Raw genomic sequence first — 21586 nt, 5'->3', positions numbered from 1 at the left:
CCCAAAAGTATATCACGCCGCTCCGCCGCGCCGGTTGCGCGACAGATCGACACCGAGTTGCTTGAGCTTGCGGTACAGGTGCGTGCGCTCCAGGCCGGTCTTCTCGGCCACGCGCGTCATCGAGCCGTTCTCGCGCGCCAGGTGGAACTCGAAATAGCTCTTCTCGAACGCATCGCGCGCTTCGCGCAGCGGGCGGTCGAGGTCGAAGCTTTGTTCGGCTTGCGGGCCCAGGTCCACCGGCAGCACCGGCAGGCCCATGCCGCCGGTCATCGCCGACTCGACCGTCATCATCTCGGCGTTGCCGCCGCCCAGCAGCGGCTGCGGGGCGGCCATCATCGTCGTGGGTGCGGCGGCCGGCGCCTTGTTGGCCGGCGTGCGGGCCAGCGACTGCTCGACGGCGCGCAGCAGCTTTTGCAGCGTGATCGGTTTTTCGAGGAAGGCGATGGCGCCGTACTTGGTCGCCTCGACCGCGGTGTCGATCGTGCCGTGGCCGCTCATCATGATGACCGGCATCGTCAGCAGGCCGCTCGAGCCCCACTCCTTCAGCAGCGTGATGCCGTCGACATCGGGCATCCAGATGTCGAGCAGGACCAGGTCGGGCCGCAGGCGCTCGCGCGTCGCCCGCGCCTGCGCGGCGTTCTCCGCGAGCTCGATGGTGTGCCCTTCGTCGGTGAGGATTTCCGACAACAGGGCACGAATGCCCATCTCGTCGTCCACTACAAGAATCGTTGCCATGCATGTCCGCGGACCACGGCACCGCTGCGGCTTTGACAAGCCGACTCAAGCGGGCGCCACTGGATCCGCGCGTTGTCCCTGTTCGCTGAAGCTCGAAAATGATAACGAAACCTGCGCCCCGGCCGGGCCACCGTCACCGCCCTCTCGTGGGGGCAGGTTGACGATGCGCACGCTGGCGCCATGTTCGTCGGCGATTTTCTTGACCACGGCGAGCCCAAGGCCGGTGCCTTTGCTCTTGGTGGTCACGTAGGGTTCGAAGGCGCGTTTCTGCACCTTCTCGGCGAACCCGGGGCCATTGTCGGTCACTTTCAGGCGCAGCACGCGGGCGCGGCCGTCGGGGTGGCGCTCGAGCTCGGTGCTGAGCAGCACGCGCGCGTCGGGCCGGCCGGCGCACGCATCGAGCGCGTTCTGCACCAGGTTGTGGATCACCTGGCGCAGCTGGGTCGGGTCGCCGCGCAGCAGCGGCGCGCCGCTGTCGACCTGCGCCACAAGGTGGCCTTGCTCCTGCGCGTCGCCGTACAGCGCCAGCACCTCCGCCACCAGCGCGTTCAGGTCCACCGGCTGCAGTTGCGCCGCCGGCAGGCGGGCGTAGTCGCGAAACTCGTTGACGAGTTGCTTCATTGCTTGCACTTGCGAAACGATGGTGGCGACCGAACGGTTCAGCATCGCCTGGTCGTTGGGCTCGGCCAGCTTGGCCTCGAGCTTGTGCTGCAGCCGCTCGGCCGACAGCTGGATCGGCGTCAGCGGGTTCTTGATCTCGTGCGCGAGCCGACGCGCGACTTCGCCCCAGGCGGCCGTGCGCTGGGCCGAGACGACCTCGGTGATGTCGTCGAAGACCATCAGCCGCGCGCGGCCCGGCAGCGGTGCGCCGCGCACCAGCAGCGTGATGCTGTTGTCGTCGCGCTCGCCCAGGCGCAGCTCGAACGCGTCCTGCCAATGGTCGCGCTCGCCGTCTTCGGGGCTGGCCTGGTGCTGCTCGAAACGCTGCCAGACACCCTCGGCGAAATCGGCCAGCCCGGGCACGTCGCCCAGCAGCCGGCCGACATAGGCCGACAGCGGCGCCCGCAGGATGCGCGTGGCGCCGGGGTTGACGGTGTCGATGTGGCGCTCGCGGTCGAACACGATCACGCCGGCGGTCAGGTTGTCGAGGATGGTCTGCAGCCGTGTGCGCGCACTGTCGAGCTGGCGCAGGCTCGCCTCGGCGTGCGCGCGGGCGCTGCCGAGCTGCTCGGTCATGTCGGCAAAGCTGCGGGTCAGGCCGCCGATCTCGTCGCGCGACGCGAACACCGGCTTGGCCCCCAGGTCGCCGGCGGCCACCTGCTTGACGCCCTCGGCCAGCATCAGCAGCGGCCGGGCCAGCTGGTTGCCGAGCACCACCGCCAGCAGCACCGCACCAAAGACCGACAGCACCAGCGACAGAGTCAAGGTGCCGATGTACATGCGGCGCAGGCCCTCGCGCGCGAGGATGCGCTGCTGGTACTCGCGGTAGGCAGCCTGCACCACCAAGGCGTTGCCGGTCAGCGCGCGCGGCAACGGTTGCACGACCATCAGCGTGAGCTCTTCCTCGGCCAGCGACAGGCTTGCCGACGGCACCCGCGCCAGCGCACGCACGCGTGGCCCGGGCCCGGAGGTGACGCTGATCTCGTCTTCGAGCCCTTCGATCTGGCTGACCGAGCGCTGCAGCCGCGCCTGCCGCAGCAGGGCCTGCGCCGGCCGCTCGGTGCCGAGCGCCGCGCTCTGCCCGGCGGTGACCTTGACCTTGCCGTCGGCGCCGAGCAGCGTCACCTCGTCGGCGCCCAGCTGCTCGCGCAGCCGCTCGAGCACCAGCGTGTTGGTGCTGCCGCGGTCGGCCAGGCGTTCGCCAGCGGTGCGAGTCTTGGCCTCCAGGTCGGCGGCCAGCGCCGCGAGCGTGTCCTTGCCCAGCGCCAGGCCGGCGTCCAGCGCCCGCTCGACGCGGGTGTCGAACCAGGCCTCGATGCTGCGCGAGACGAACTGGTAGCTGACCATGTAGATCAGCGCCCCGGGCAACACGCCGACCAGCGCAAAGATGCCGGCCAGCTTCAGCAGCAGCCGGCTGCCGAACTTGCCCTGGCGAAACCGCAGCGCCAGGCGCACCCCGGCCCCGATCAGGAACAACAGCAGCAGCGCCGCCACCGCGGCATTGACCCAGAACAGCCAGACGAAATGCCGCTCGTAGCGGCTGGGGCCCTGCGCCAGCAGCGACAGCACGAACGCCAGCACCAGGCCCAGCCCGGCGGCCACCAGCAGGGCGACGCCCCAGCCCCAGCGGGTCGATACCTTCATCGCAAGCAGCTGCCAACGACCGCGGCACGGCGAACGCCGCCGCACCCCCAGCGGCGTGCGCGGATCCGGCTTTGCCGGTCCGCTGCGCGAGCCCCCTCGGGGGGCCGAGGCCGGACAGGAACAGTCCTGAGGACTGTTCGTGCCTGCCGAGGGGCCGGGCCTCTGGCCCGGCGCGGCCTGCAAGGCAGGCCCCGGACGGGGCCGTGGGGGCTCATGGTTCTATGCGCACCTTGCGCTCAACCGACAGCTGCCAGTCGGCTTGGGCGGCCAGATCCAGCTGCATCGGGCGCGGCAGCTGGTTGTTGTCCAGCCGGTAGCTGAACTCGACGTAGTACTTCTCGCCCGGCTCCAGCTGGTCGGTCTCGGCCAGCTTCCAGCGCGAGGCACGGGCGGCCATGTCCAGCGCCTCTTCGGCGCTCGGGTAACTCTGGCTCAGGGTGCCGAAGCCCAGGCGCCAGGTCGACGTGAGGGGTTGGTACGACAGGCGCCAGGTGCGCGTGACCCGTGCGACGCGCTCGTCGCGCCAGTACCAGCGCGAGCGGTACAGCGCCGCCTGGGCGACGAAGTAGACCGGCACACCGCGCTGCATCGCGTCTTCGACCGCCTTGCTCAGCACCGGCTTGGCGACGAAATCGAGCAGCAGCGTGCCGTCGGCACGGCTCACCTCGAAGGTCGTCAGGTCGATGCTGCCCTCGGCCCGAGCCGGGGCGGCCAGCGCCATCCAGCACATCAGCAGCGCACCGATCACCGCGCGGAGGACACGGTGTGCAGCGGGTGCGAGGGCCGTGGCAGCGCGGTTCACAACGACGGGCAGGCTTGTTCTAGGGCTTGTGCAACAGGGCGTAGAAGAACCCGTCGGCCAGGGCCGCTTCGGGGTCTGTGCCGGCATTGTCAGCCAGCGGCAGCAGGTGGCCGGGGGAGTCCGGGTCCAGCCGGGCGGCATCGGGGCCTTGGCGTTGCAAAAATGCGTCGATCTGCTCGGCGCCCTCGGCGCGGAAGATCGAACACGTCGCGTAGAGCAGACGCCCGCCCGGCTTCAGCAGCGGCCACAGCGCCAGCAGCAACTCGGCCTGCGTCTGCGCCAGCGCGCGCACGTCGTCGGGGCGGCGCAGCCAGCGGATGTCGGGGTGGCGGCGCACGATGCCCGAGGCGGTGCAGGGCGCGTCGAGCAGGATCGCGTCGAAGGGCTGGCCGTCCCACCATTGGGCGACCTGGCGGGCGTCCGCCGCGCGGGTCTGCACCTGCGGCCCGGCCAGGCCCAGGCGGCGCAGCGTCTCGTCGACGCGGGCCAACCGGGTGGAATCGGCGTCCAGCGCCAGCAGGTCGATCTGCGGCGCCAGCTCGAGCAGGTGCGCGGTCTTGCCGCCGGGGGCGGCGCAGGCGTCGAGCACACGGGCGCCCGCCGGCAAGCCGCTGCCCAGCAACAGCGGTGCGGCGCGCTGCGCCGCCAGGTCCTGCACCGACACCTCGCCCTGTGCGAACCCGGGCAAGCGGTCGACCGGGCAGGGTTGATGCAGCACCAGCGCCTGTTCGTGGCCCGCCCCGTCGGCCGGCCGGGCCGCCAGGCCGGCGGCGGCCAGGCGCTGCTGGTAGTCGGCCCGGCTGATGCGGCGGCTGTTGACGCGCAACACCATCGGCGGGTGTTGCTGTGCCTGGTTCAGCAGCGCTTGCCACTGGGTCGGCCAGTCGTGGCGCAAGCGCTCGACCCACCAGGTGGGGTGGTTCCACGCGCCGAGCACGCTGTGCCCGGCCTGGGCCACGATCGCCGGCCGTTCGCGAATGAAGCGCCGCAGCACCGCGTTGATGAAGCCGGCGGCGGCCGGCACCTTGCGCCGCGCCGCGTTCACCGCCTGGTCGACCAGCGTGTGGTCGGGGTACGGTGGCGCGTCGCTCGGCCACAGCAGGGCCAGCGCGCTGGTCAGCAAGGCATCGACGGCCGGCGGCGGCGTGCGCGGGGCCAGCAGCTCACGCGCGGCGTTGGCGCAACCCCAGCGCCGCAGCACCGCAAACGCCAGCGCCTGGGTGCCGGGGCGCGCCGGCGGCGGACAGGCGGCCAGCACCTCGGTCAACGAGCGGCCGGCCAGCACGGCCTGCACCGCGTCGGCGGTCAGTTCGAGCAGGCGCGACAAGGGCGGCGAGCCGGGCGAGGCGGCGGCGGGGGCAGCAGGGGCGTTCACCGCGGGAGTCTACCCACCACCGATGCGCGCCCCGTCGGGAAGCACCCCGTCGCACCAAGGTTGAACGGCCTGGCTCACAATGATTGCCCGATCCGCAGACCGGCAAGGCGCCCGCATGCCCCAAGACCCATCCCCCGACAAGCAGCGCACGCCGGCGCTGATCCTGCACGAGACCGATCTGGCCCAGTTGCCGGCGTCCGAGCGCATCCGCTACCGGCTGATCGGCGCCGACCGGCGCTACCACGCCAACGACAACATCTCGGCCTTCGTGCGCGAAGGCGAGCTCGACGAGCTCAAGGCCGAGGTGCAAGAGAAGATGAGCGAGGTGCTGAAGGCACTGGTGATCGACACCGACAGCGACCACAACACCCAGAACACCGCCCGCCGGGTGGCCAAGATGTTCATCGAAGAAGTCTTCCGCGGCCGCTACCAGCCGATGCCGCCGGTGACCGAGTTTCCGAACATCTCGCGCCTGAACGAGCTGATGATCGTCGGCCCGATCACCGTGCGCAGCGCCTGCTCGCACCACATGTGCCCGATCCTCGGCCGGGTCTGGATCGGCGTGCTGCCCAACGAGCACTCGAACCTGATCGGCCTGAGCAAGTACGCCCGCATCGCCGACTGGATCATGACCCGGCCGCAGATCCAGGAAGAGGCCGTCATCATGCTGGCCGACGAATTGCAGGACCGCGTCAAGCCCGACGGCCTGGCCATCGTGATGGAGGCCGACCACTTCTGCATGCAGTGGCGCGGCGTGAAAGACAACGACTCGGCGATGACCAACAGCGTGATGCGCGGTGCGTTCCTGAAGGACGCGAACCTGCGGCGCGAGTTTCTGTCGCTGCTGTCGAAGAAGGAGTAAGCCTGTGCTCGTTCGCCTGATGTACGCCAGCCGCGCCGCCAAGCCGCTGGACCCGGAAGAGCTGGCGCAGATCCTGCGCCAATCCCGCGCGACCAACCCCAAGCTGGGCATCACCGGTGTGCTGTGCAGCTCGGGCGAGCTGTTCATCCAGGTGCTCGAAGGCGGCCGCACGGCGGTCAACCGGCTCTACAACCAGATCGTCACCGACAGCCGCCACACCGAGGTGACGCTGCTGTCGTACGAAGAGATCGACGAGCGGCGCTTTGCCGGCTGGGCGATGGGCCAGGTCAACATGGCGCGGCTGAACCCGGCGCTGATGCTGAAGTATTCCGAGACCTCGGCTCTCGACCCGTACGCAGTGTCAGGCAAGGCGGCGGTCGCGCTGTTCGACGAGTTGGTGGCGACGGCGGCGGTGGTCTGCCAGAGCTGAGGCCCGTCGGTCTCGTTCCAGAATCCGCAAAGAAGAAAGGCGCCCGAGGGCGCCTTTCTGTTGGGTCGCGACCGCCGGGAGGCGGCCGCGTCGTTCATCACATGAACTTGTACTGCAGCGACAGCTTCAGCATGCGGCCCTGGACGTCTTCGCTGTCCGGCGGGATGATGCCGCCGAAGCCGAAGGCGCGGAAGTCGGGCGGCGGACGCTGCTTGAACACGTTGCGCACGTGCAGGCCCAGCACCAGGTTCTTGATGCCCGAGTAGGCGATCGAGTAGTCCCAGCGGTTGTAGTCGCCGATCTTGCACTGCTCCGGCGTCACGCCGTTTTCTGCGCAGCCATCCGGCGACCAGGTCGTGTCGTCGAAGTCGGCCTGCAGCGCAGTGCCACTCTTCCACACGTAACGCAGCGACTGGCTGAAGTCGCCCGTCTTCAGGCCGGTGGTGATGGCCGTCACCCAGCGCGGCACGCCATAGCGGCCCGCCTGGTTGTCACCCCAACCGTCGCGGGTGGTGCTCCAGGCGTAGTAGCTGAGGGTGTAGGTCGCATCGACATCCAGCGACACCGGGCCGATCGGGGTCGGCACCTCGCCCTTGACCGAAAGGTCGACCCCGGCGGTCTTCGTCTTCAGCAGGTTCTCGAACTGGCCGTGCACCGATTGCAGCGGGCCGGCAGCAACCCCGTACTGAGCCTGCTCGGCCGACGTGAAGGTGGTGTCGTCCGTCAGCGCGCCGCGATTGAGCACGCCCGGCGGCAGGTTGTCTTCGGTGGTCAGCAGATCCTGCACCGACTTCAGGCCGATCTCGTTCTTGCGGTAGATGTTCCAGTAATCCACCGTCGCGCTCCAGTGACGGATCGGCTGGAAGCCGATCCCGAGCGTGAACGAGCGCGACGTCTCGGGCTTCAAGTCCGGGTTGTTCGCTGTGACCAACGCCACGCTGGTCTGGCACTCGCTTTGCTGAATGTTGTCAGCGCGCGCGTAGAGCAGGGCCTTGTTGGGATCGGAATCGGGCAGACCGTCGGCCTGCGCCACCAAGTCTTCAGCCAGTGCCACGGCTTGCGGGCAACGCTTCGGATCGTCGATGCCCGGCTGGAACGCGAACTTGGTCGACTGCGCGCTTTCGGTCAGGTTCGGCGCACGGAAGCCACCTTCGTAGGTGCCGCGCAGCAGCAGCTCAGGCATCGGCTGGTAGCGCAGACCAACCTTGGGCGAGAAGTGTGTCGGGAAGCCGGGGAAATGGTCGAAGCGGCCAGCGACTTGCGCCTCCAGGTCCTTCATCAGCGGCAGGCTCAATTCGGCAAAGACAGCACCGAAGGAGCGTGAGGCGTCGGACTGACTGACGCCGAAACCGACGATGTCGCCGGTGGCCAGGCGCTCGTCCGGGGTGATCGTCATCTTCTCGTGGCGCAGGTCGAAGCCAGTCGCCAGGCCCACATTGCCGGCATCCCACTTGGCGATGTCGCCGCTGATCTTGCCGTCGAGGAACGTCTGGGTCGATTCACCCTTGTAGCCGAAGGTCGGGAACAAGGTGTTCAACACCGCGGCCGAGTTCTTCTGGCCGATGTGGTAACCGTTGGCCTTGTTGAAAAAGTCGGGCGCCAGCACGTCGGCGTTGTAGTCGCCGATCATGGCCTTGAAGCCGCTGTCGCTGAAGGCGCCGCGCTGCTTGTCCTTGGTGTTGCCGCCCAAGATGCCGCCAGCCACTTCCCAGTCGAAGGTCGACCAAGCGCCTTGCACGCCGGCCAGCACGCGGTACTGGTCGGTGGTGGTGTGTTCTTCCGACGGGCCATCGACGAAGCGATAGCGGAACTCGACCTCTTCGCCGGTCGGGTTCAGCGGATGGCCGGCCGGCAGGCCGCGGTAGTAGAAGGCCTTGCTGCCGCTGGTCAGCGGGTCGCCCCAGAGTGTCGAGCCCAGTCCCACGCCGTAGGCCTGGAACGCACCGTTGTAGGCCGCTTCGATGCGCGAGTACAGCACTTCGGCAAAGCCGGTCATGTCCTCGCCCAGGCGCATCCGGCCCGTCACCAGCAGGTTGGTCCGGTCGGTCGGCGGGATGACCTCGAAACGCTCGTAGCGGTCATAGCGGCACAGGCCGCCGATGATCATGTCGGGGTCGCAGCCATCGACGGGGCCGACGCCAATCACGTTGCCCGGGTACGAGTAGGTCGACGGCGTGCCGAAGCCGGGGGAGAACTCACCGTACTTCTTGTTGGCGTCGCCCAGGACGTCGCTCCAGAAGAAGTTGTCGCGGTGATAGAACTCCAAGTTGGCCAGCACGTTGTAGCCGTCGTTGGACATGTCGCCGAAACCGCCGGTGATCGACGCCGACTGGCTCTGGAACTTGCCGTTGTCGATCGACTGCTGGCCGCTGGCAGCGACCTGCACGCCCTGATAGGACGTGCGGGTAATGATGTTGATCACCCCGGCGACGGCGTCCGAGCCGTACAGCGCCGAGCCGCCGCTCTTCAGGATTTCGATCCGCTCCACCGCATCCAGCGGCAGCGTGTCGAGGTTGCTGAAGACTTCGGAGTAGTCGGCCAACGGGTAGGCGGCGATGCGGCGCCCGTTCAGCAGCACCAGCGTGCTTTGCTTGCCCAGGTTGCGCAGCGAGGCGGACGATGCGCCCGGCGCGAACGAATTGCTGCCGCCGATGTCGGTCAGGCTGCCGGTCGAGCTGGACAGGGTCGCCAGCGCTTCGCTGATCGTCGTGGCGCCGGTCTGCTGGATGTTTTCGCGACGCAGGACCTGGACGGGTGAGGCGCCTTCGGCATCAATGCGCTTGATGCGGGAACCGGTCACCTCGATCTTCTGAGCGGCGGGCTGATTGGTGGTGTCTTCCTGGCTCCAAGCGGCCGTCGCAAGGCTGGCGCAGGCGAGCGCCAAGACCGTGCGCCGGATCGCTGGGCGGGAAGCCTGGTGGCGATGTGGCATGAGGGAGTTCACGAAAGGTTGAAGAACTCTTCACGCTAAGCAACATTCGCCGCCCCGAAACGTCGGGTTAACACTTAGTTTCCAAAACGGCTGACATTTGTTGACCGGAACGCCTTTTTGACAGCGAATCCGCAGCCCAGACGTGGCGTTTTGCCTACAGTCTGGAAGCAGGCCTCATGCCGAAGAGCCGCCCGACGGCGCGTGTCGGGATCTCTTCCAGCGCTGCGTTGTAGGCCTCGGCGGCGTCGCTGAACAGCTGGCGCGCATACACCAGGCGCGGCGCCAGCTCGACCAGCTGGCGCTGCAGCGGCAGCACCGGCTCGTTGCCCGCCAGCTCGGGGTGCTGCTCGAGCAGCGCCTGCAGCCGCGCCAGCGGCGAGGCCAGCTCGGCTTCGGCCAAGACCCAGGCGACCAGGGCCGGCGAGTGTGACGGGCGGGCGCGCACCGCCAGGGCCGCGCTGCGCTGGCGCTGGTCGGCCTGGCTCAGCGCCGCCAGCGTCATGCCTTCGTCGACCAGGTGCTCGCGCACCGCGTCGGCCAGGGCCTCGAGCAGGAGGCTGCGGCGCGCCAGCAGCTCATCGATCTGCGCCCACGCCACGCCAATCGCGCCGCGCAGGCGAACGAGGCGGTTGTAGGCCCCCACGACCCAGAACAGCAGCACGGCCGCGCCGCCCACCTTGGCCAGCAACGGCCCCCAGCTGGCCCAGTCAAAACCGGATTCCATCAGCGCCCCGCCACCCACGCCGCATGGCCGGCAGCCCGCAGTTGGCAGGCCGGGCATTGGCCGCAGCCATAGCCCCAGTCGTGGCGCTGCCCCCGGTCGCCGAGGTAGCAGGTGTGCGTGTGCTCGACGACGAGCTCGTTCAGCGCCGCGCCGCCCAGCTGGTCGGCCAGCGCCCAAGTTTCGGCCTTGGTCAGGAACATCAGCGGCGTCTCGATCGTCAGCGGCGTCGCCAGCCCCAGCGACAACGCGACCTGCATCGCCTTGAGCGTGTTGTCGCGGCAATCGGGGTAGCCCGAATAGTCGGTCTCGCACATGCCGCCAACGAGCACACTCAGCCCGCGGCGGTAGGCCAGCGCTGCGGCAAAGGTCAGGAACAGCAGGTTGCGCCCGGGCACGAAGGTGTTGGGCAGGCCGTTGGCTTGCATCTCGATCGCCCGCTCGCTGGTCAACGCGCTGTCGCCGATCTGGCCCAGCAGCGACAGGTCCAGCAGGTGGTCGTCACCCAGGCGCGGCGCCCAGTGCGGGAATTGCACCGCCAGCTCGCGCCGCACGGTCCGGCGGCAGTCCAGCTCGATGCGGTGTCGCTGGCCGTAGTCGAAGCCCAGCGTCTCGACACGCTCGAAGCGGCTCAGGGCCCAGGCCAGGCAAACGGTGGAGTCCTGCCCGCCCGAGAACAGGACCAATGCGTGGCGGCCGGTCACCTCAGGACCCGCCACCGATCGACCACTCGGTGTCGGCCCACAGCGGCGCCTGCACGGCCAGCACCGCCTTCACATCGACCGGCTCGGCCGGATGCTCTTCGACCCGCGGCGCGTTGGGCTGCAGCGCGCGCTGGAACCAGGCCACGTCGTGCCAGCGGCCCAGCTTGTGGCCCGCGTCGCGGTACACGCCCACCGGCTCGTAACCCATCGCCTTGTGCAGGCCGACACTGCCCTCGTTGGGCAGCGTGATGCCGGCGTAGGCGCTGCGAAAGCCCTGCTGCGCCAGCAGGTTCAGCAGCGCGACATACAGGCGCCGGCCGATGCCGCGGCGCCACTGGTCGTCTCGCACATAGACCGTGGTCGTGACCGACCAGCGGTAGCAGACGCGCTGGGCAAAGGCGCTGGCGTAGGCATAGCCGACCACCGCGCCGTCGGCCTCGTAGACCAGCCAGGGCCAGCGTGGCAGCGTCTGCACGATGCGCTCGGCGATCTCTGCCGGGCCGGGCGGCACCGATTCGAACGTGATGGGCGTGCCCTTCACGCAGGGCGCATAGATCGCCGCGATCGCGGTCGCATCGGCCTCGGTCGCCAGTCGGATCATGACCGCACCTCCCCTTGCCCCAGCACCACCCATTTCATCGAGGTCAACCCTTCGAGCCCGACCGGGCCGCGGGCGTGGAACTTGTCGGTCGAGATGCCGATCTCGGCGCCCAGGCCGTACTCGAAGCCGTCGGCAAAGCGGGTGCTGGCGTTGACCATCACGCTGGCCGAGTCGACCTCGCGCAAGAAGCGCATCGCGTTCGGGTGGTTCGTCGTCAGGATCGCATCGGTGTGGTGCGAGCCGTGGCGGTTGATGTGCGTGATCGCCTCGTCCAGCGACGCGACCTGCTTGATGCTGATCACCGGCGCCAGGTATTCCTCGCCCCAGTCGGCTTCGGTCGCGTCGGCGAGCCTGGCGCCCGGCACGGCGGCGAGCAGCGCCTTGCTGGCCGGGCAGCAGCGCATCTCGACCCCCTTGGCGGCGAACACCTCGCCGATGCGCGGCAAGAAGGCCGCAGCCACCCGCGCATGCACCAGCAGCGATTCGGTCGCGTTGCAGGGGCTGTACTTCTGGGTCTTCGCGTTGTCGGTCACGGTCACCGCCTGGTCGAGGTCGACCTCGGCGTCGACATAGGTGTGGCAGTTGCCGTCCAGGTGCTTGATCACCGGAACCTTGGCCTCGGCGGCGATGCGCTCGATCAGGCCCTTGCCGCCGCGCGGGATGATCACGTCGACCGATTCGGGCATCGTGATCAGGCGCCCGACGGCCGCACGGTCGGTGGTCTCGACCAGTTGCACCGCCTCGGCCGGCAGGCCCGCGGCGACCAGCGCCTGCTGCACCAGCTTCCACAGCGCCAGGTTCGAGTGGATCGCCTCGGAGCCGCCGCGCAGGATGCAGGCGTTGCCGCTCTTGATGGCCAGCGACGCGGCTTCGATCGTCACATTCGGCCGGCTCTCGTAGATCATGCCGAACACGCCCAGCGGCACCCGCATCTGGCCGACGCTGATGCCGCTCGGGCGGCGCTTGACCCCGGTGATCTCGCCGATCGGGTCGGGCATCGCGGCCAGTTGCTCGCAGCCTTCGGCCACCGTCGCGATCACCTTGTCGGTCAGGCGCAGGCGGTCGACCAGCGGCGCGGCGAGGCCCGCCGCCTCGGCGGCGGCGATGTCACGTGCATTCGCCTCGGCCAGGGCCAGGCCGCTGTGGCGCAGGCGCTGCGCCAGGTCGGTCAACGCGGCGTTCTTCTCACGCGTGCCGGCGCGCGCCATGCGCGTGCTGGCGGCGCGCGCCGCGGCGCCCAGGTGGGCCATGTAGGCCGGTATGTCGTGCGCAGTCATGCGTCGATTTTGCCCTCACGGCGCTCCGCAGGTGTCAGGGAGCCGGTGGCACCCTCTTGGGCGCGCGCAGCGCCGCCCCCCGTCAAGTGGCGTGCGCGGATCCGGCTCTGCCGGTCCGCTGCGCGAGCCCCCTCGGGGGGCAGGCCCCGGAAGGGGCCGTGGGGGCTACAACAAATACGCGGCGACCTTGCGCACCCGCGCCTCGGCCAGCCCGAAGGCGCCCGAGCGCTGCTCGGCGCGCGCGGCGGCCAGCTCGCCTTCCACCAGCAGCTCGGCGGTCAACCCGGCCTGCTCGGGCCGTGACGCCTCGGGCGACTGGCGCAGCATGGCCTTCAGCGCCTCGAAGCGTTCGGCCTCGCCGGCCTCGGCCTGCATCAACGCGAGGTGGGTCAGCGCGCGGGCCCGGTCGGCGCCGTGCAAGGCGTCGGCCGCAGTGGCCAACTGGGCGGTGACCTGGAACAGCTCGGGCTGGGCGATGTCGCCCGCCCGGGCGGCCAGGGCGCGCAGTTCTTCGGCCTGGTGCGCCGGCGACCCGCGCTGCGCCCAGACTTTCAGCGCGTCAGCCAGCAGTTTTTCGGCGCGAGACGGCTGGCCCATCAGGTCTTGCGCGCGGGCCCGCAGCGCTTGCAGCTGCAGCACCGCGTAGCCACTGCGCGCCTGGCCGGCCAGCGTGTCCAGTTGCCCGGCCAGCGACTGCGCCTGCTGCCAGCGCCCAAGGCGGCCGTGGCGGGCCAGTTGCGACAGCAGCAGGTCGCCGGTGTCGACCAGCCAATCGTCGATGGCGGTCTGCCGCTGGGCGCCGTCGCTGACGCTCTTCACGGCCTCGCCGGCATCGGCCAGGCAGGCCAGCGCCAGCGCGTCGGGCACGTTGTCGTGTTTGGCCAGCACGGTGGCCACGCGGCCCATCAGCGCAGCCCGCGCCACCGGCGATTCGATGCCGTGCACCAGGCTGCGCAGCGAGGCGATGTTGCGGTCGATGGCCGGGCCGCTGGCGTCGCGCAGGCTCCAGGCCAGCAGCAGCGCCTCGGCGCGCTGGGTGCTGCCGCCGACGGCCGGGTCCCCGCTGAGCACCGCATCAGAGCGCAGGCGGCCAAGCACCTCGCGCGCCCGCCCGGCCTGGCCGAACTCGGCGAGCTGGACCGCCATGTCGGCCATCAGCGTGGCCCGCAACCCGGCCGGCAGCAAGGCCGCGCCGTCGTTGGACCGGCCATTGGCCGACGGGCCGGCCGAGGTCGGCGAGGCGGCGGCCTGTGCCAGCTTGGCCGGCAGCTGGTCGCCCGGCAGCAGCAGGCCGGCGCCGGCCTTGGCGCCCTGCATCTGCGCCACCGCCTGCTCGAGCGTGACGCCGCGGCCCTGCGCCCGCTCGGCCTTGGCCAGCTGGGTCAATGAGTCGGCGGCACCGCTGCTGCCGTCGTCGGCCGAGCCCAGCAGCGCGGCCGAGGCGCTGGGTGCCGCGATCTCGGCCAGCGCCGGCGGCGCGCCCACGGCCACCAGCACCTTGTCGATCGACTGGGTGGTGTTGCCCGACGCGTCGGCCCCGCCCATCCAGGGCAGCGACAGCCGGCCCAGGACGAAGGCGGCGCCGGCCACCGCCAGCAGCGCGACCGCCCACAGCAACGGCGCCAGGCTGCGCCGCCCAGCGCGCGGCGGGGCACGATCGGGCGCCGGCCGGGTCTCGGGGCCGGGCCGCGTGGCAGGCCGGGTGCTGTGCGGCGAGAAGACGGTGTCTTCCTCGTCCGGCTCGGGCTGCAGGTTGAATTCGAAGTCTTCCGGGTCTTCGACGCGCTGGCGCGGGGCCGCCGCAGGCGGGTTGGGTGGCGGTGACGGTATCGGCGGCACCGGGGCGTGCCGCGGCGGCTCGGCCATCGCCGCGGCAGGCGGCGCAGGGGCGAGCTTGGCGGCCGGAGCCATCGGCGCGCTCGGCGCGATCGGGGCGGGGGGCGCCACCGCGGGCGCCGCGGCGGCGAAGTGCATCACCGGCACATCGCCCGGCAGCGCGGCCATCGGCGAAGCCACGGCCGCCGGCGCGCGGGCCTCGGCGGCCACCGTCTCGGCCGGCTCGTGCGAGGCGTCCGGGATCATCGGTGCGTTGGCCGCCGCGTGGGGCACCGTGGGCACCCGCTTGACCTCGATCTTCAGCCCGGCCAGGCTCAGCTGGTGTTCGGTCTTGCGGGCGCGCTGCTCGTCGATGCCCTTGCGCACCTGCACCACCGGCACCTGGCGCAAGGCGGCGCAGATGCTGGCCCCCTGGGCGGCGGTGAGGCCGGCCCGCTCGACGCGCTGCTGCGCCTCCTCGGGGCTCATGCCGCGGGGCAGGCGGATGAACACATCGAAGCGGGGTTCTGCAGCGAGAGGGTTCGGCGGGGTGGGTCGACTGTCCATGAACGGTTCTGTAAGGCAGGCGAGATCCTGGGCAGGTCGATCGACCGCCCGCGCCTGCCTACTTCCTCGGCGCCAACGATGTGGCATTCTTTCACGCCGGCGCTCGACGCGGTACGCCCCGGCCTGCGGGACAACCCCGTCAATCGATGTTACTGGAGCCCTTGGCCCAGCCCCTCGAGAGGATCAGGAAGCCAGGGCCGGACCGTCGACGCTCGAGAAAACGGTCAGCAACCACAGCCACACCGGCGCGGTGGCCACGAAGGCCAGGGTCGAGATCACGTTGACGGCCGTCGTTTCGGCCTCTTGCGCCCGGTAGCGCTGGGCGAACATCAGCGCATTGGTGCCCGAGGGCAGCGCCGCCAGCATCACCACCACCTGCAAAGGCAGGCCGCGCAAGCCGAACACCCACCAGGCAACCGCCCACACCAGCGCCGGTTGCACGACCAGCTTCAGCAGCGTCAAGCCCAGCGCGCCGCGCAGCGAGCGCGGAAAGCCCAGGTAGGCCAGCGACATGCCGATCAGCGTCAGGCACAGCGGCACCACCGCGGTGCCGAGCAGCTGCAGCACCTCGTCGACCGGGCCGGGCAGCGGTACGCCGGTCGCCTGCCAGGCCATGCCTGCCAACACCGGCAGCACCACCGGGTGGATGATGGTGTTGCGCAGCGTGGCCCGCAGCACCGCGCCCAGGCTGCCGATGCGCTGGGCGCCGCGCGCCTGGTCGCGCGCGAGGTCCAGCTCGACCAACGTCGTGGCCACCAGCAGCAGCACCAGCGCATGCACGCTGACCAGCGCCAGGTGCAGCCCCAGGCCGGTTTCGCCGAAGACGCCGGCGGCGATCGGGATGCCGATCTGCAGCGAGTTGCCGAAGGCCACGGTGATCGCCCGCACCGCGGGCGCAGCGGCCGGCAGGCCCCGCTCGGCCCGGCGCCAGCGCTGGGCGGCGTAGTTCAGCCCCATCAGCGCGACCACGGGCACGAAGAAGGCCGCGATCATCGGCCAGGGCAGTTGGGCCAGGTCCAGCCGGGCCGTGGTGCGAAAGAACAGCGCCGGCGCGAACATGAAGAACGCGGCGTTGGACAGCACCCGCGCCGGCTCGGCCTCGGCCGAGCCGAGCCAGCGCAGGCGGCCGACGAGGTAGCCGAAGCCGACGATCAGCATGATCGCCAGCAGCTTGTAGCCGATCGCCGCCGACATGGCGCTCAGGTGCCGCGGCCGCGTCGGCCGGCGGTTGGGGCGCGCTGGCGGCGCCTGGGGTCGATGACGGGTGCGATGGGCATGAGCAGCCCCCGATGATGCCGGCGATCGCGCGGCGCCCGGTTCGTAGTGCCCGCAGTCGCCACCGGGCATCGTGCGGGCCCCAGAGCACCGGCGCGGCCTTGCGGTAAGGTCGCGCCCATGAAAGTCGGCGTGATGGGCACCGGGGCGGTGGGTGGCTACTACGGGGCGATGCTGGCGCGCGCCGGCGTGCCGGTGGTCTTCGTCGGCCGGCCGGGCCAGGTGGCCACGCTGCAGCGCGAAGGCCTGCGGCTGCAGGCCCAGGGCTTCGACGAGCGCTTCCCGGTCCAAGCCAGTGCCGACGCCGCGGCGCTGGCCGACTGCGCGCTGGTGCTGTGCTGCGTCAAGTCGGGCGACACCGAAAGCGCCGGCACCCAGATGGCGCCGCACCTGCCGCCGCACGCGGTGGTGCTGAGCCTGCAGAACGGCGTCGACAACGCGGCGCGCCTGGCCGCGCGGCTGTCGCCGTCGAGCCTGGTCGCGGCGGCGGTCGTCTACGTGGCGGCCGAGATGGCCGCGCCGGACCACGTGCGCCACCATGGCCGCGGCGAGCTGGTGCTGGCGCGTTGGCGCGCGCAGGGCGACCAGCCGACGCCCGAAGCGGTGCAGGCGCTGTTCGCGCGGGCCGGCGTGCCGGTCGACTTGGCCCAGGACGTGGACGCCGCGCTGTGGACCAAGCTGGTGCTGAACTGCGCCTACAACGCGCTGTCGGCGATCAGCCGGCTGCCCTATGGCCAGCTGGTGCAGGGCGAGGGCGTGCAGGCGCTGATGCGCGACATCGTCGCCGAGTGCGTGGCGGTGGCGCAGGCCAGCGGCGTGGCGCTGGCCGACCCGTGGCCGGCGGTGCAGCGCATTGCCGCCACGATGCCGGGCCAGTTCTCGTCGACCGCGCAGGACTTGATGCGCGGCAAGCCCAGCGAGATCGATCACCTGAACGGCTTCGTCGTGCGCCGCGGCCAGGCGCTGGGCGTGGCCACGCCGGTCAACCGGACGCTGCACAGCCTGGTGAAGCTGCTGGAGTCGTCGTCGGGGATTCGCCACACGGCGGGCGGTTCCTGAGCAAAACCTCCAAGAGCCTCCAAGGGGCCGACACGCGGCCCGGCTAGCATCTCGCCTACGCGCATCTCCTCCAGATGCGCGTTTTCATTTCACCGCGGCCCGGCCGCTGTTTCCCCGAGGGAGAGACCCATGCAAACCAAGACCCTTCTGGCCGCCGCCACGCTGGCACTGGCCGCCACCGCCCCCAGCTTCGCTGCGGAAGGCTTCAGCCCGCTGATCGGCGCCACGCTGACCGGCGGCGGCAAGACGCTTGTCGAAGTCCAATTCGAAGGCGACCGCCCCAACGAGAAGATCTCCAGCGGTGGCCTCACGCACCTGTTCGGCGGCGTCGAGTACCGCGACCCGAACGGCCAGTTCGCGATCCAGACCACGATCGGCTACCACTTCGACCGCGTCGACGCGAAGAACGCCTCGCTGAGCTTCTCGCGCGTGCCGCTGGAGGTGCTGGGCCTGTGGAACGCCAACGAGCACATCCGCCTGGGCGGCGGCCTGCGCAAGGCCTTCAACTCGCGCTTCGAAACCTCCGGCGACGCCAGCGGCGCCTTCGCCGACTTCAACATGCGGTCGAGCATCGGCTTCGTGCTGCAGGGCGAGTACCTGTTCGGCGAGCACACGAGCGTGTTCCTGCGCTACGTCAACGAAAACTACAAGAGCAGCCACCTGGTCGGCGGCGAGGTCGATGGCGACCACGGCGGCCTGGGCGTCAGCTACAGATTCTGAGCCCCCACGGCCCATCCGGGGCCTGCCCCCCCCAGAGGGCTCGCGCAGCGGACTGGCAGAGCCAGTTCCGCGCACGCCACTTGATGGGCGGCGACGCTTCGCGCGCCTGGAGCACCCACCGGCCACCCTAGAATCGACGGGTTAACCCGGAGAACCCAGTGGCCGCCACCATTCTGCAAAAGCTTCCCGCCGGCGAACGCGTCGGCATCGCCTTTTCTGGCGGCCTGGACACCAGCGCCGCCGTGCATTGGATGCGCGCCAAGGGCGCCATCCCCTGCGCCTACACCGCCAACCTGGGCCAGCCGGACGAGTCGGACTACGACGAGATCCCGCGCAAGGCCAAGGCCTACGGCGCCGAGATCGCCCGCTTGGTCGACTGCCGCGCGCAGCTGGTGGCCGAAGGCGTGGCCGCCATCCAGTGCGGCGCCTTCCACATCTCGACCGGCGGCGCCACCTACTTCAACACCACCCCGCTGGGCCGCGCCGTGACCGGCACCGCGCTGGTGGTGGCGATGCGCGAAGACGGCGTCAACATCTGGGGCGACGGCTCGACCTTCAAGGGCAACGACATCGAGCGCTTCTACCGCTACGGCCTGCTGGCCAACCCGGCGCTGCGCATCTACAAGCCCTGGCTGGACCAGACCTTCATCGACGAGCTGGGCGGCCGCAAGGAGATGAGCGAGTACCTCATCGCCAACGGCTTCGACTACAAGATGAGCGTCGAGAAGGCCTACTCGACCGACTCCAACATGCTCGGCGCCACGCACGAGGCGAAGGACCTGGAGTTCCTGAACAAGGGCCTGCACATCGTCAACCCGATCATGGGCGTGGCCTTCTGGAAAGAAGACGTGGCGATCAAGGCCGAGACGGTCAGCGTGCGCTTCGAAGAGGGTGTGCCGGTCGCGCTGAACGGCCGCACCTTTGCCGACGCGGTCGCGTTGTTCGAAGAAGCCAACCGCATCGGTGGCCGCCACGGCCTGGGCATGTGCGACCAGATCGAGAACCGCATCATCGAGGCCAAGAGCCGCGGCGTCTACGAAGCCCCGGGCATGGCGCTGCTGCACATCGCCTACGAGCGGCTGGTCACCGGCATCCACAACGAAGACACGATCGAGCAGTACCGCATCAACGGCCGCCGCCTGGGCCGCCTGCTGTACCAGGGCCGCTGGTTCGACCCGCAGTGCCTGATGCTGCGCGAAACGGCCCAGCGCTGGGTCGCCCGCGCCGTCACCGGCGAAGTGACGCTGGAACTGCGCCGCGGCAACGACTACTCGATCATGGACACCGCGAGCCCCAACCTGACCTACGCGCCCGAGCGGCTGTCGATGGAAAAGGTCGAGGACGCCCCGTTCACCCCCGCCGACCGCATCGGCCAGCTGACGATGCGCAACCTCGACATCAGCGACACGCGCGCCAAGCTGGGCATCTACACCCGCACGGGGCTGCTGGGCGCCAGCTCGGATGGCAGCATCCCGCTGTTGACGGGGGGCGAAGGGCCGCTGGCGGACTGAACGCAGGGCACGCAACGACAAAGGGCGCCGAGGCGCCCTTTTCTTTTCCGTGCCGGGCCTACCGCCTCATGGCTTGGCGGCGGGCTTGCCGTAGTTCGGCGAACGCGGGCCGTAAAGAATGCCGTTGACCCGCTGGGGCGAGAACAGGCGCGCATTGGCGACGCCTGCGATGTTGTGGCTGGCATCGGTGGCCGAACTCAGGATCTGCTCAACCAGCGCCTTGACCAACAGGCCGACCAGCCCGCCCTGGCTGCTCGAGTTGTTTTCCGAGGACGACGCCGAGGCGCTGCCTTCCCACAGCAAGGCACCATTGTGAAGGTCGACGATCTTGGCCTCGACCGCCACGGTGGTGTCGCTGGCCACCACGGCATAGGTCGAACCGTAGCGCTTGACCTTGATGTAGACCGCCGCATCGGCACCAAAGACTTCGTGCAGCCGGCGCGGGTCGACGGCGTGAATGTCGTTCGGCGTCGTCATGCCGTTCTGGCGGAAGGTCTCGTCCACCAGCGTGACGGGCAGGACGTAGTAGCCGGCCTCAGCCAGGGGCAGCGTCACCTGCGCCAGCACGCTGTAGGTGGCCTTCACGTCCGGCGAGTCGTTCACCGGCGGCAGCACCAGCAGCGACGCCGGCTTGCTCTGCTTGAAGGTGGTGTAGTCGTAGGGCTTGGGCGGCGATGCGCAACCGGCCAGCAACGCGGCGGCGGTGATCGTGGCCAGCGCAGCGGCCCGCCGCAAGGGGGTGGTCACGGGGAGACTCTTGCTGGTCACGATTTGCCGCCGTTCATCTTGTCGAGCAGCGACTGGATGTAGGGTGCTCCTTCCGGAAACTGCGCTCGTTCGGTTTCCAGTTCACGGCGCGCATCGTCGTCGCGGCCCAGCTTCAGGTACACGAGGCCCAGGTGGGCATGAAAACCCGGCGGCAGCGGCAGCGAGGCGGCCTTGGCCTTCTGCGCCTGCTCGTCGAGCAGGCGCAATTGCTCGAGCGGCCCCTTGCCGTCGGATCTGAAATGGTCGTACACCTGCGCCTGGTAGCTGCCCCAGAAATACAACGGCTTCGGCGCCTGCGCGCAGCCGACCAACGACACCGCGCAAGGCAGTGCCAGCCAGGCGACCGAGCGGCGCCAGGCACGCCCCCTCGCCCGGTGGATCACGGCTTGCCCCAGGCGCTGGCGTCGAAGCCCTTGACCAGGTTGCCGACGGCCTCGCGCACGGCAAGGTCGAGCACTTTGCCGTTGAGCGTGGCGTCGTAGCTGGCTGTGCCGCCGAAGCCGATCACCTCGCGGTTGGACAAGCTGTATTCGCCGGCGCCCTGCGCCGAATAGACGACTTCGGAGGTCAGGCTGTTGACCACATTCAGCGTCACCTTGGCGTAGGCCACCTGCTGCTTGCCTCGGCCCAGGATACCGAACAGTTGCTGGTCGCCAACCTCTTTGCGGCCGAAGTCGGAGACGTCGCCGGTGACGATGTAGTCGGCACCCCGGATGGACTGCGCGGCGGCCTTGAACTGCGCTTCCTGTTTGGCTTCGGCGAGATTGTCCCGGTCCATCACCAGAAAGCGCTGGGTCTGCTGCAGGTGCGAGATCAAGATCGTCTTGGCCTGGCCGCCCAGGCGATCGACGCCGTCCGAAAAAATCCCCCGCATGAAGCTCGAACGGTTGTCGACCTTGCCGACGATCACCATCGCGCGCGGCCCCTTGTAAGGCACCGCGGCGGCCTCGACCTTGGGTACTTCCAGCGAACGAGACGCCTCGGTGGCACATCCCGCCAGCATCGTCGTGGCGACCGCCAGGGCCGCCACCGCAATCCTCAGACCCATCATGATCTCCCTCGAAGAAGCTGCCGGGCGGCAGCGCATTTGGTTACTCTATGTTAGTGGCGGCACGCGCGCATCCGCGG

At 69.8% G+C, this 21586-nt stretch carries 19 protein-coding genes; 5 read left to right on the top strand and 14 right to left on the bottom strand.

Features of this window, described 5'->3' with window-relative positions:
* Positions 1 to 12: 12 nt before the first annotated feature.
* The 4 genes from ACE3SG_RS23935 to rsmB form a co-directional block, all read right to left on the bottom strand.
* On the bottom strand, positions 13 to 735 hold the full coding sequence (locus tag ACE3SG_RS23935) for a response regulator (protein WP_374568742.1): 723 nt from the start codon (positions 733 to 735) through the stop codon (positions 13 to 15).
* A 45-nt stretch (positions 736 to 780) separates the two neighbouring features.
* Complete coding sequence (locus ACE3SG_RS23930; protein ID WP_374568741.1) at positions 781 to 3039, bottom strand: ATP-binding protein; 2259 nt, start codon at positions 3037 to 3039, stop codon at positions 781 to 783.
* A gap of 211 nt (positions 3040 to 3250) precedes the next feature.
* Positions 3251 to 3787: a DUF4390 domain-containing protein gene (locus ACE3SG_RS23925; protein ID WP_374568740.1), complete on the bottom strand. Its 537-nt coding sequence runs from the start codon at positions 3785 to 3787 to the stop codon at positions 3251 to 3253.
* A gap of 73 nt (positions 3788 to 3860) precedes the next feature.
* Positions 3861 to 5216: a 16S rRNA (cytosine(967)-C(5))-methyltransferase RsmB gene (gene rsmB / locus ACE3SG_RS23920; RefSeq protein WP_374568739.1), complete on the bottom strand. Its 1356-nt coding sequence runs from the start codon at positions 5214 to 5216 to the stop codon at positions 3861 to 3863.
* Positions 5217 to 5331: 115 nt separating this feature from the next.
* Between rsmB and folE the strand changes: the two genes are divergently transcribed.
* Positions 5332 to 6078 (top strand): GTP cyclohydrolase I, encoded by a 747-nt coding sequence (gene folE, locus ACE3SG_RS23915; RefSeq protein WP_374568738.1) that lies wholly within the window; start codon positions 5332 to 5334, stop codon positions 6076 to 6078.
* A 4-nt stretch (positions 6079 to 6082) separates the two neighbouring features.
* The gene (locus ACE3SG_RS23910) at positions 6083 to 6508 is read left to right on the top strand and encodes a BLUF domain-containing protein (protein ID WP_374568737.1); all 426 of its coding nucleotides are present in this window, start codon (positions 6083 to 6085) and stop codon (positions 6506 to 6508) included.
* 97 nt (positions 6509 to 6605) lie between these two features.
* On the opposite strand, the gene ACE3SG_RS23905 is transcribed toward ACE3SG_RS23910, so the two are convergent.
* The 7 genes from ACE3SG_RS23905 to ACE3SG_RS23875 all read right to left on the bottom strand — a co-directional run bounded on the left by ACE3SG_RS23905 (position 6606) and on the right by ACE3SG_RS23875 (position 16319).
* Positions 6606 to 9308 (bottom strand): TonB-dependent receptor domain-containing protein, encoded by a 2703-nt coding sequence (locus ACE3SG_RS23905; protein ID WP_374568736.1) that lies wholly within the window; start codon positions 9306 to 9308, stop codon positions 6606 to 6608.
* 286 nt (positions 9309 to 9594) lie between these two features.
* Positions 9595 to 10164: a LemA family protein gene (locus ACE3SG_RS23900; RefSeq protein ID WP_374568735.1), complete on the bottom strand. Its 570-nt coding sequence runs from the start codon at positions 10162 to 10164 to the stop codon at positions 9595 to 9597.
* The gene (gene queC / locus ACE3SG_RS23895; RefSeq protein ID WP_374568734.1) at positions 10164 to 10880 is read right to left on the bottom strand and encodes a 7-cyano-7-deazaguanine synthase QueC; all 717 of its coding nucleotides are present in this window, start codon (positions 10878 to 10880) and stop codon (positions 10164 to 10166) included. Before queC ends, ACE3SG_RS23900 begins: the two co-directional genes overlap by 1 nt.
* A complete protein-coding gene (locus ACE3SG_RS23890) occupies positions 10867 to 11466 on the bottom strand; it encodes an arsinothricin resistance N-acetyltransferase ArsN1 family B (RefSeq protein ID WP_374568733.1) in 600 nt (199 codons plus the stop codon). Before ACE3SG_RS23890 ends, queC begins: the two co-directional genes overlap by 14 nt.
* Positions 11463 to 12743: a glutamate-5-semialdehyde dehydrogenase gene (locus ACE3SG_RS23885; protein WP_374568732.1), complete on the bottom strand. Its 1281-nt coding sequence runs from the start codon at positions 12741 to 12743 to the stop codon at positions 11463 to 11465. The genes ACE3SG_RS23890 and ACE3SG_RS23885 overlap by 4 nt, the downstream gene beginning before the upstream one ends.
* Before the next feature lie 165 nt (positions 12744 to 12908).
* Positions 12909 to 15125 carry a hypothetical protein gene (locus ACE3SG_RS23880; RefSeq protein ID WP_374568731.1) on the bottom strand — a complete coding sequence of 739 codons (2217 nt, stop codon included), beginning with the start codon at positions 15123 to 15125 and terminating at the stop codon, positions 12909 to 12911.
* A gap of 183 nt (positions 15126 to 15308) precedes the next feature.
* Positions 15309 to 16319 carry an AEC family transporter gene (locus ACE3SG_RS23875; protein WP_374568730.1) on the bottom strand — a complete coding sequence of 337 codons (1011 nt, stop codon included), beginning with the start codon at positions 16317 to 16319 and terminating at the stop codon, positions 15309 to 15311.
* 201 nt (positions 16320 to 16520) lie between these two features.
* Here ACE3SG_RS23875 and ACE3SG_RS23870 point away from each other — a divergent pair, with 201 nt between their 5' ends.
* The 3 genes from ACE3SG_RS23870 to argG all read left to right on the top strand — a co-directional run bounded on the left by ACE3SG_RS23870 (position 16521) and on the right by argG (position 19690).
* Positions 16521 to 17459, top strand: coding sequence for a ketopantoate reductase family protein (locus ACE3SG_RS23870; RefSeq protein ID WP_374568729.1), 939 nt, complete (start codon positions 16521 to 16523; stop codon positions 17457 to 17459).
* 129 nt (positions 17460 to 17588) lie between these two features.
* A complete protein-coding gene (locus ACE3SG_RS23865; protein WP_374568728.1) occupies positions 17589 to 18179 on the top strand; it encodes a hypothetical protein in 591 nt (196 codons plus the stop codon).
* 158 nt (positions 18180 to 18337) lie between these two features.
* On the top strand, positions 18338 to 19690 hold the full coding sequence (argG, locus tag ACE3SG_RS23860; RefSeq protein WP_374568727.1) for an argininosuccinate synthase: 1353 nt from the start codon (positions 18338 to 18340) through the stop codon (positions 19688 to 19690).
* 66 nt (positions 19691 to 19756) lie between these two features.
* Here argG and ACE3SG_RS23855 read toward each other — a convergent pair whose 3' ends face one another.
* From ACE3SG_RS23855 to ACE3SG_RS23845, 3 genes are all read right to left on the bottom strand, one after another.
* Positions 19757 to 20437: a DUF799 domain-containing protein gene (locus ACE3SG_RS23855; protein ID WP_374568726.1), complete on the bottom strand. Its 681-nt coding sequence runs from the start codon at positions 20435 to 20437 to the stop codon at positions 19757 to 19759.
* A 17-nt stretch (positions 20438 to 20454) separates the two neighbouring features.
* Positions 20455 to 20775 carry a DUF4810 domain-containing protein gene (locus ACE3SG_RS23850; RefSeq protein WP_374568725.1) on the bottom strand — a complete coding sequence of 107 codons (321 nt, stop codon included), beginning with the start codon at positions 20773 to 20775 and terminating at the stop codon, positions 20455 to 20457.
* Between the two features lie 62 nt (positions 20776 to 20837).
* A complete protein-coding gene (locus ACE3SG_RS23845) occupies positions 20838 to 21506 on the bottom strand; it encodes a CsgG/HfaB family protein (protein ID WP_374568765.1) in 669 nt (222 codons plus the stop codon).
* Positions 21507 to 21586: the final 80 nt, after the last annotated feature.

Origin of the sequence: Ideonella sp. (assembly GCF_041914305.1) — a bacterium.
In the GTDB taxonomy this organism is placed as follows: Bacteria; Pseudomonadota; Gammaproteobacteria; order Burkholderiales; family Burkholderiaceae_C; genus Ideonella.
The sequence above is the reverse complement of the archived record's forward strand: the minus strand, read 5'-3'. Positions and strand labels throughout refer to the sequence as shown.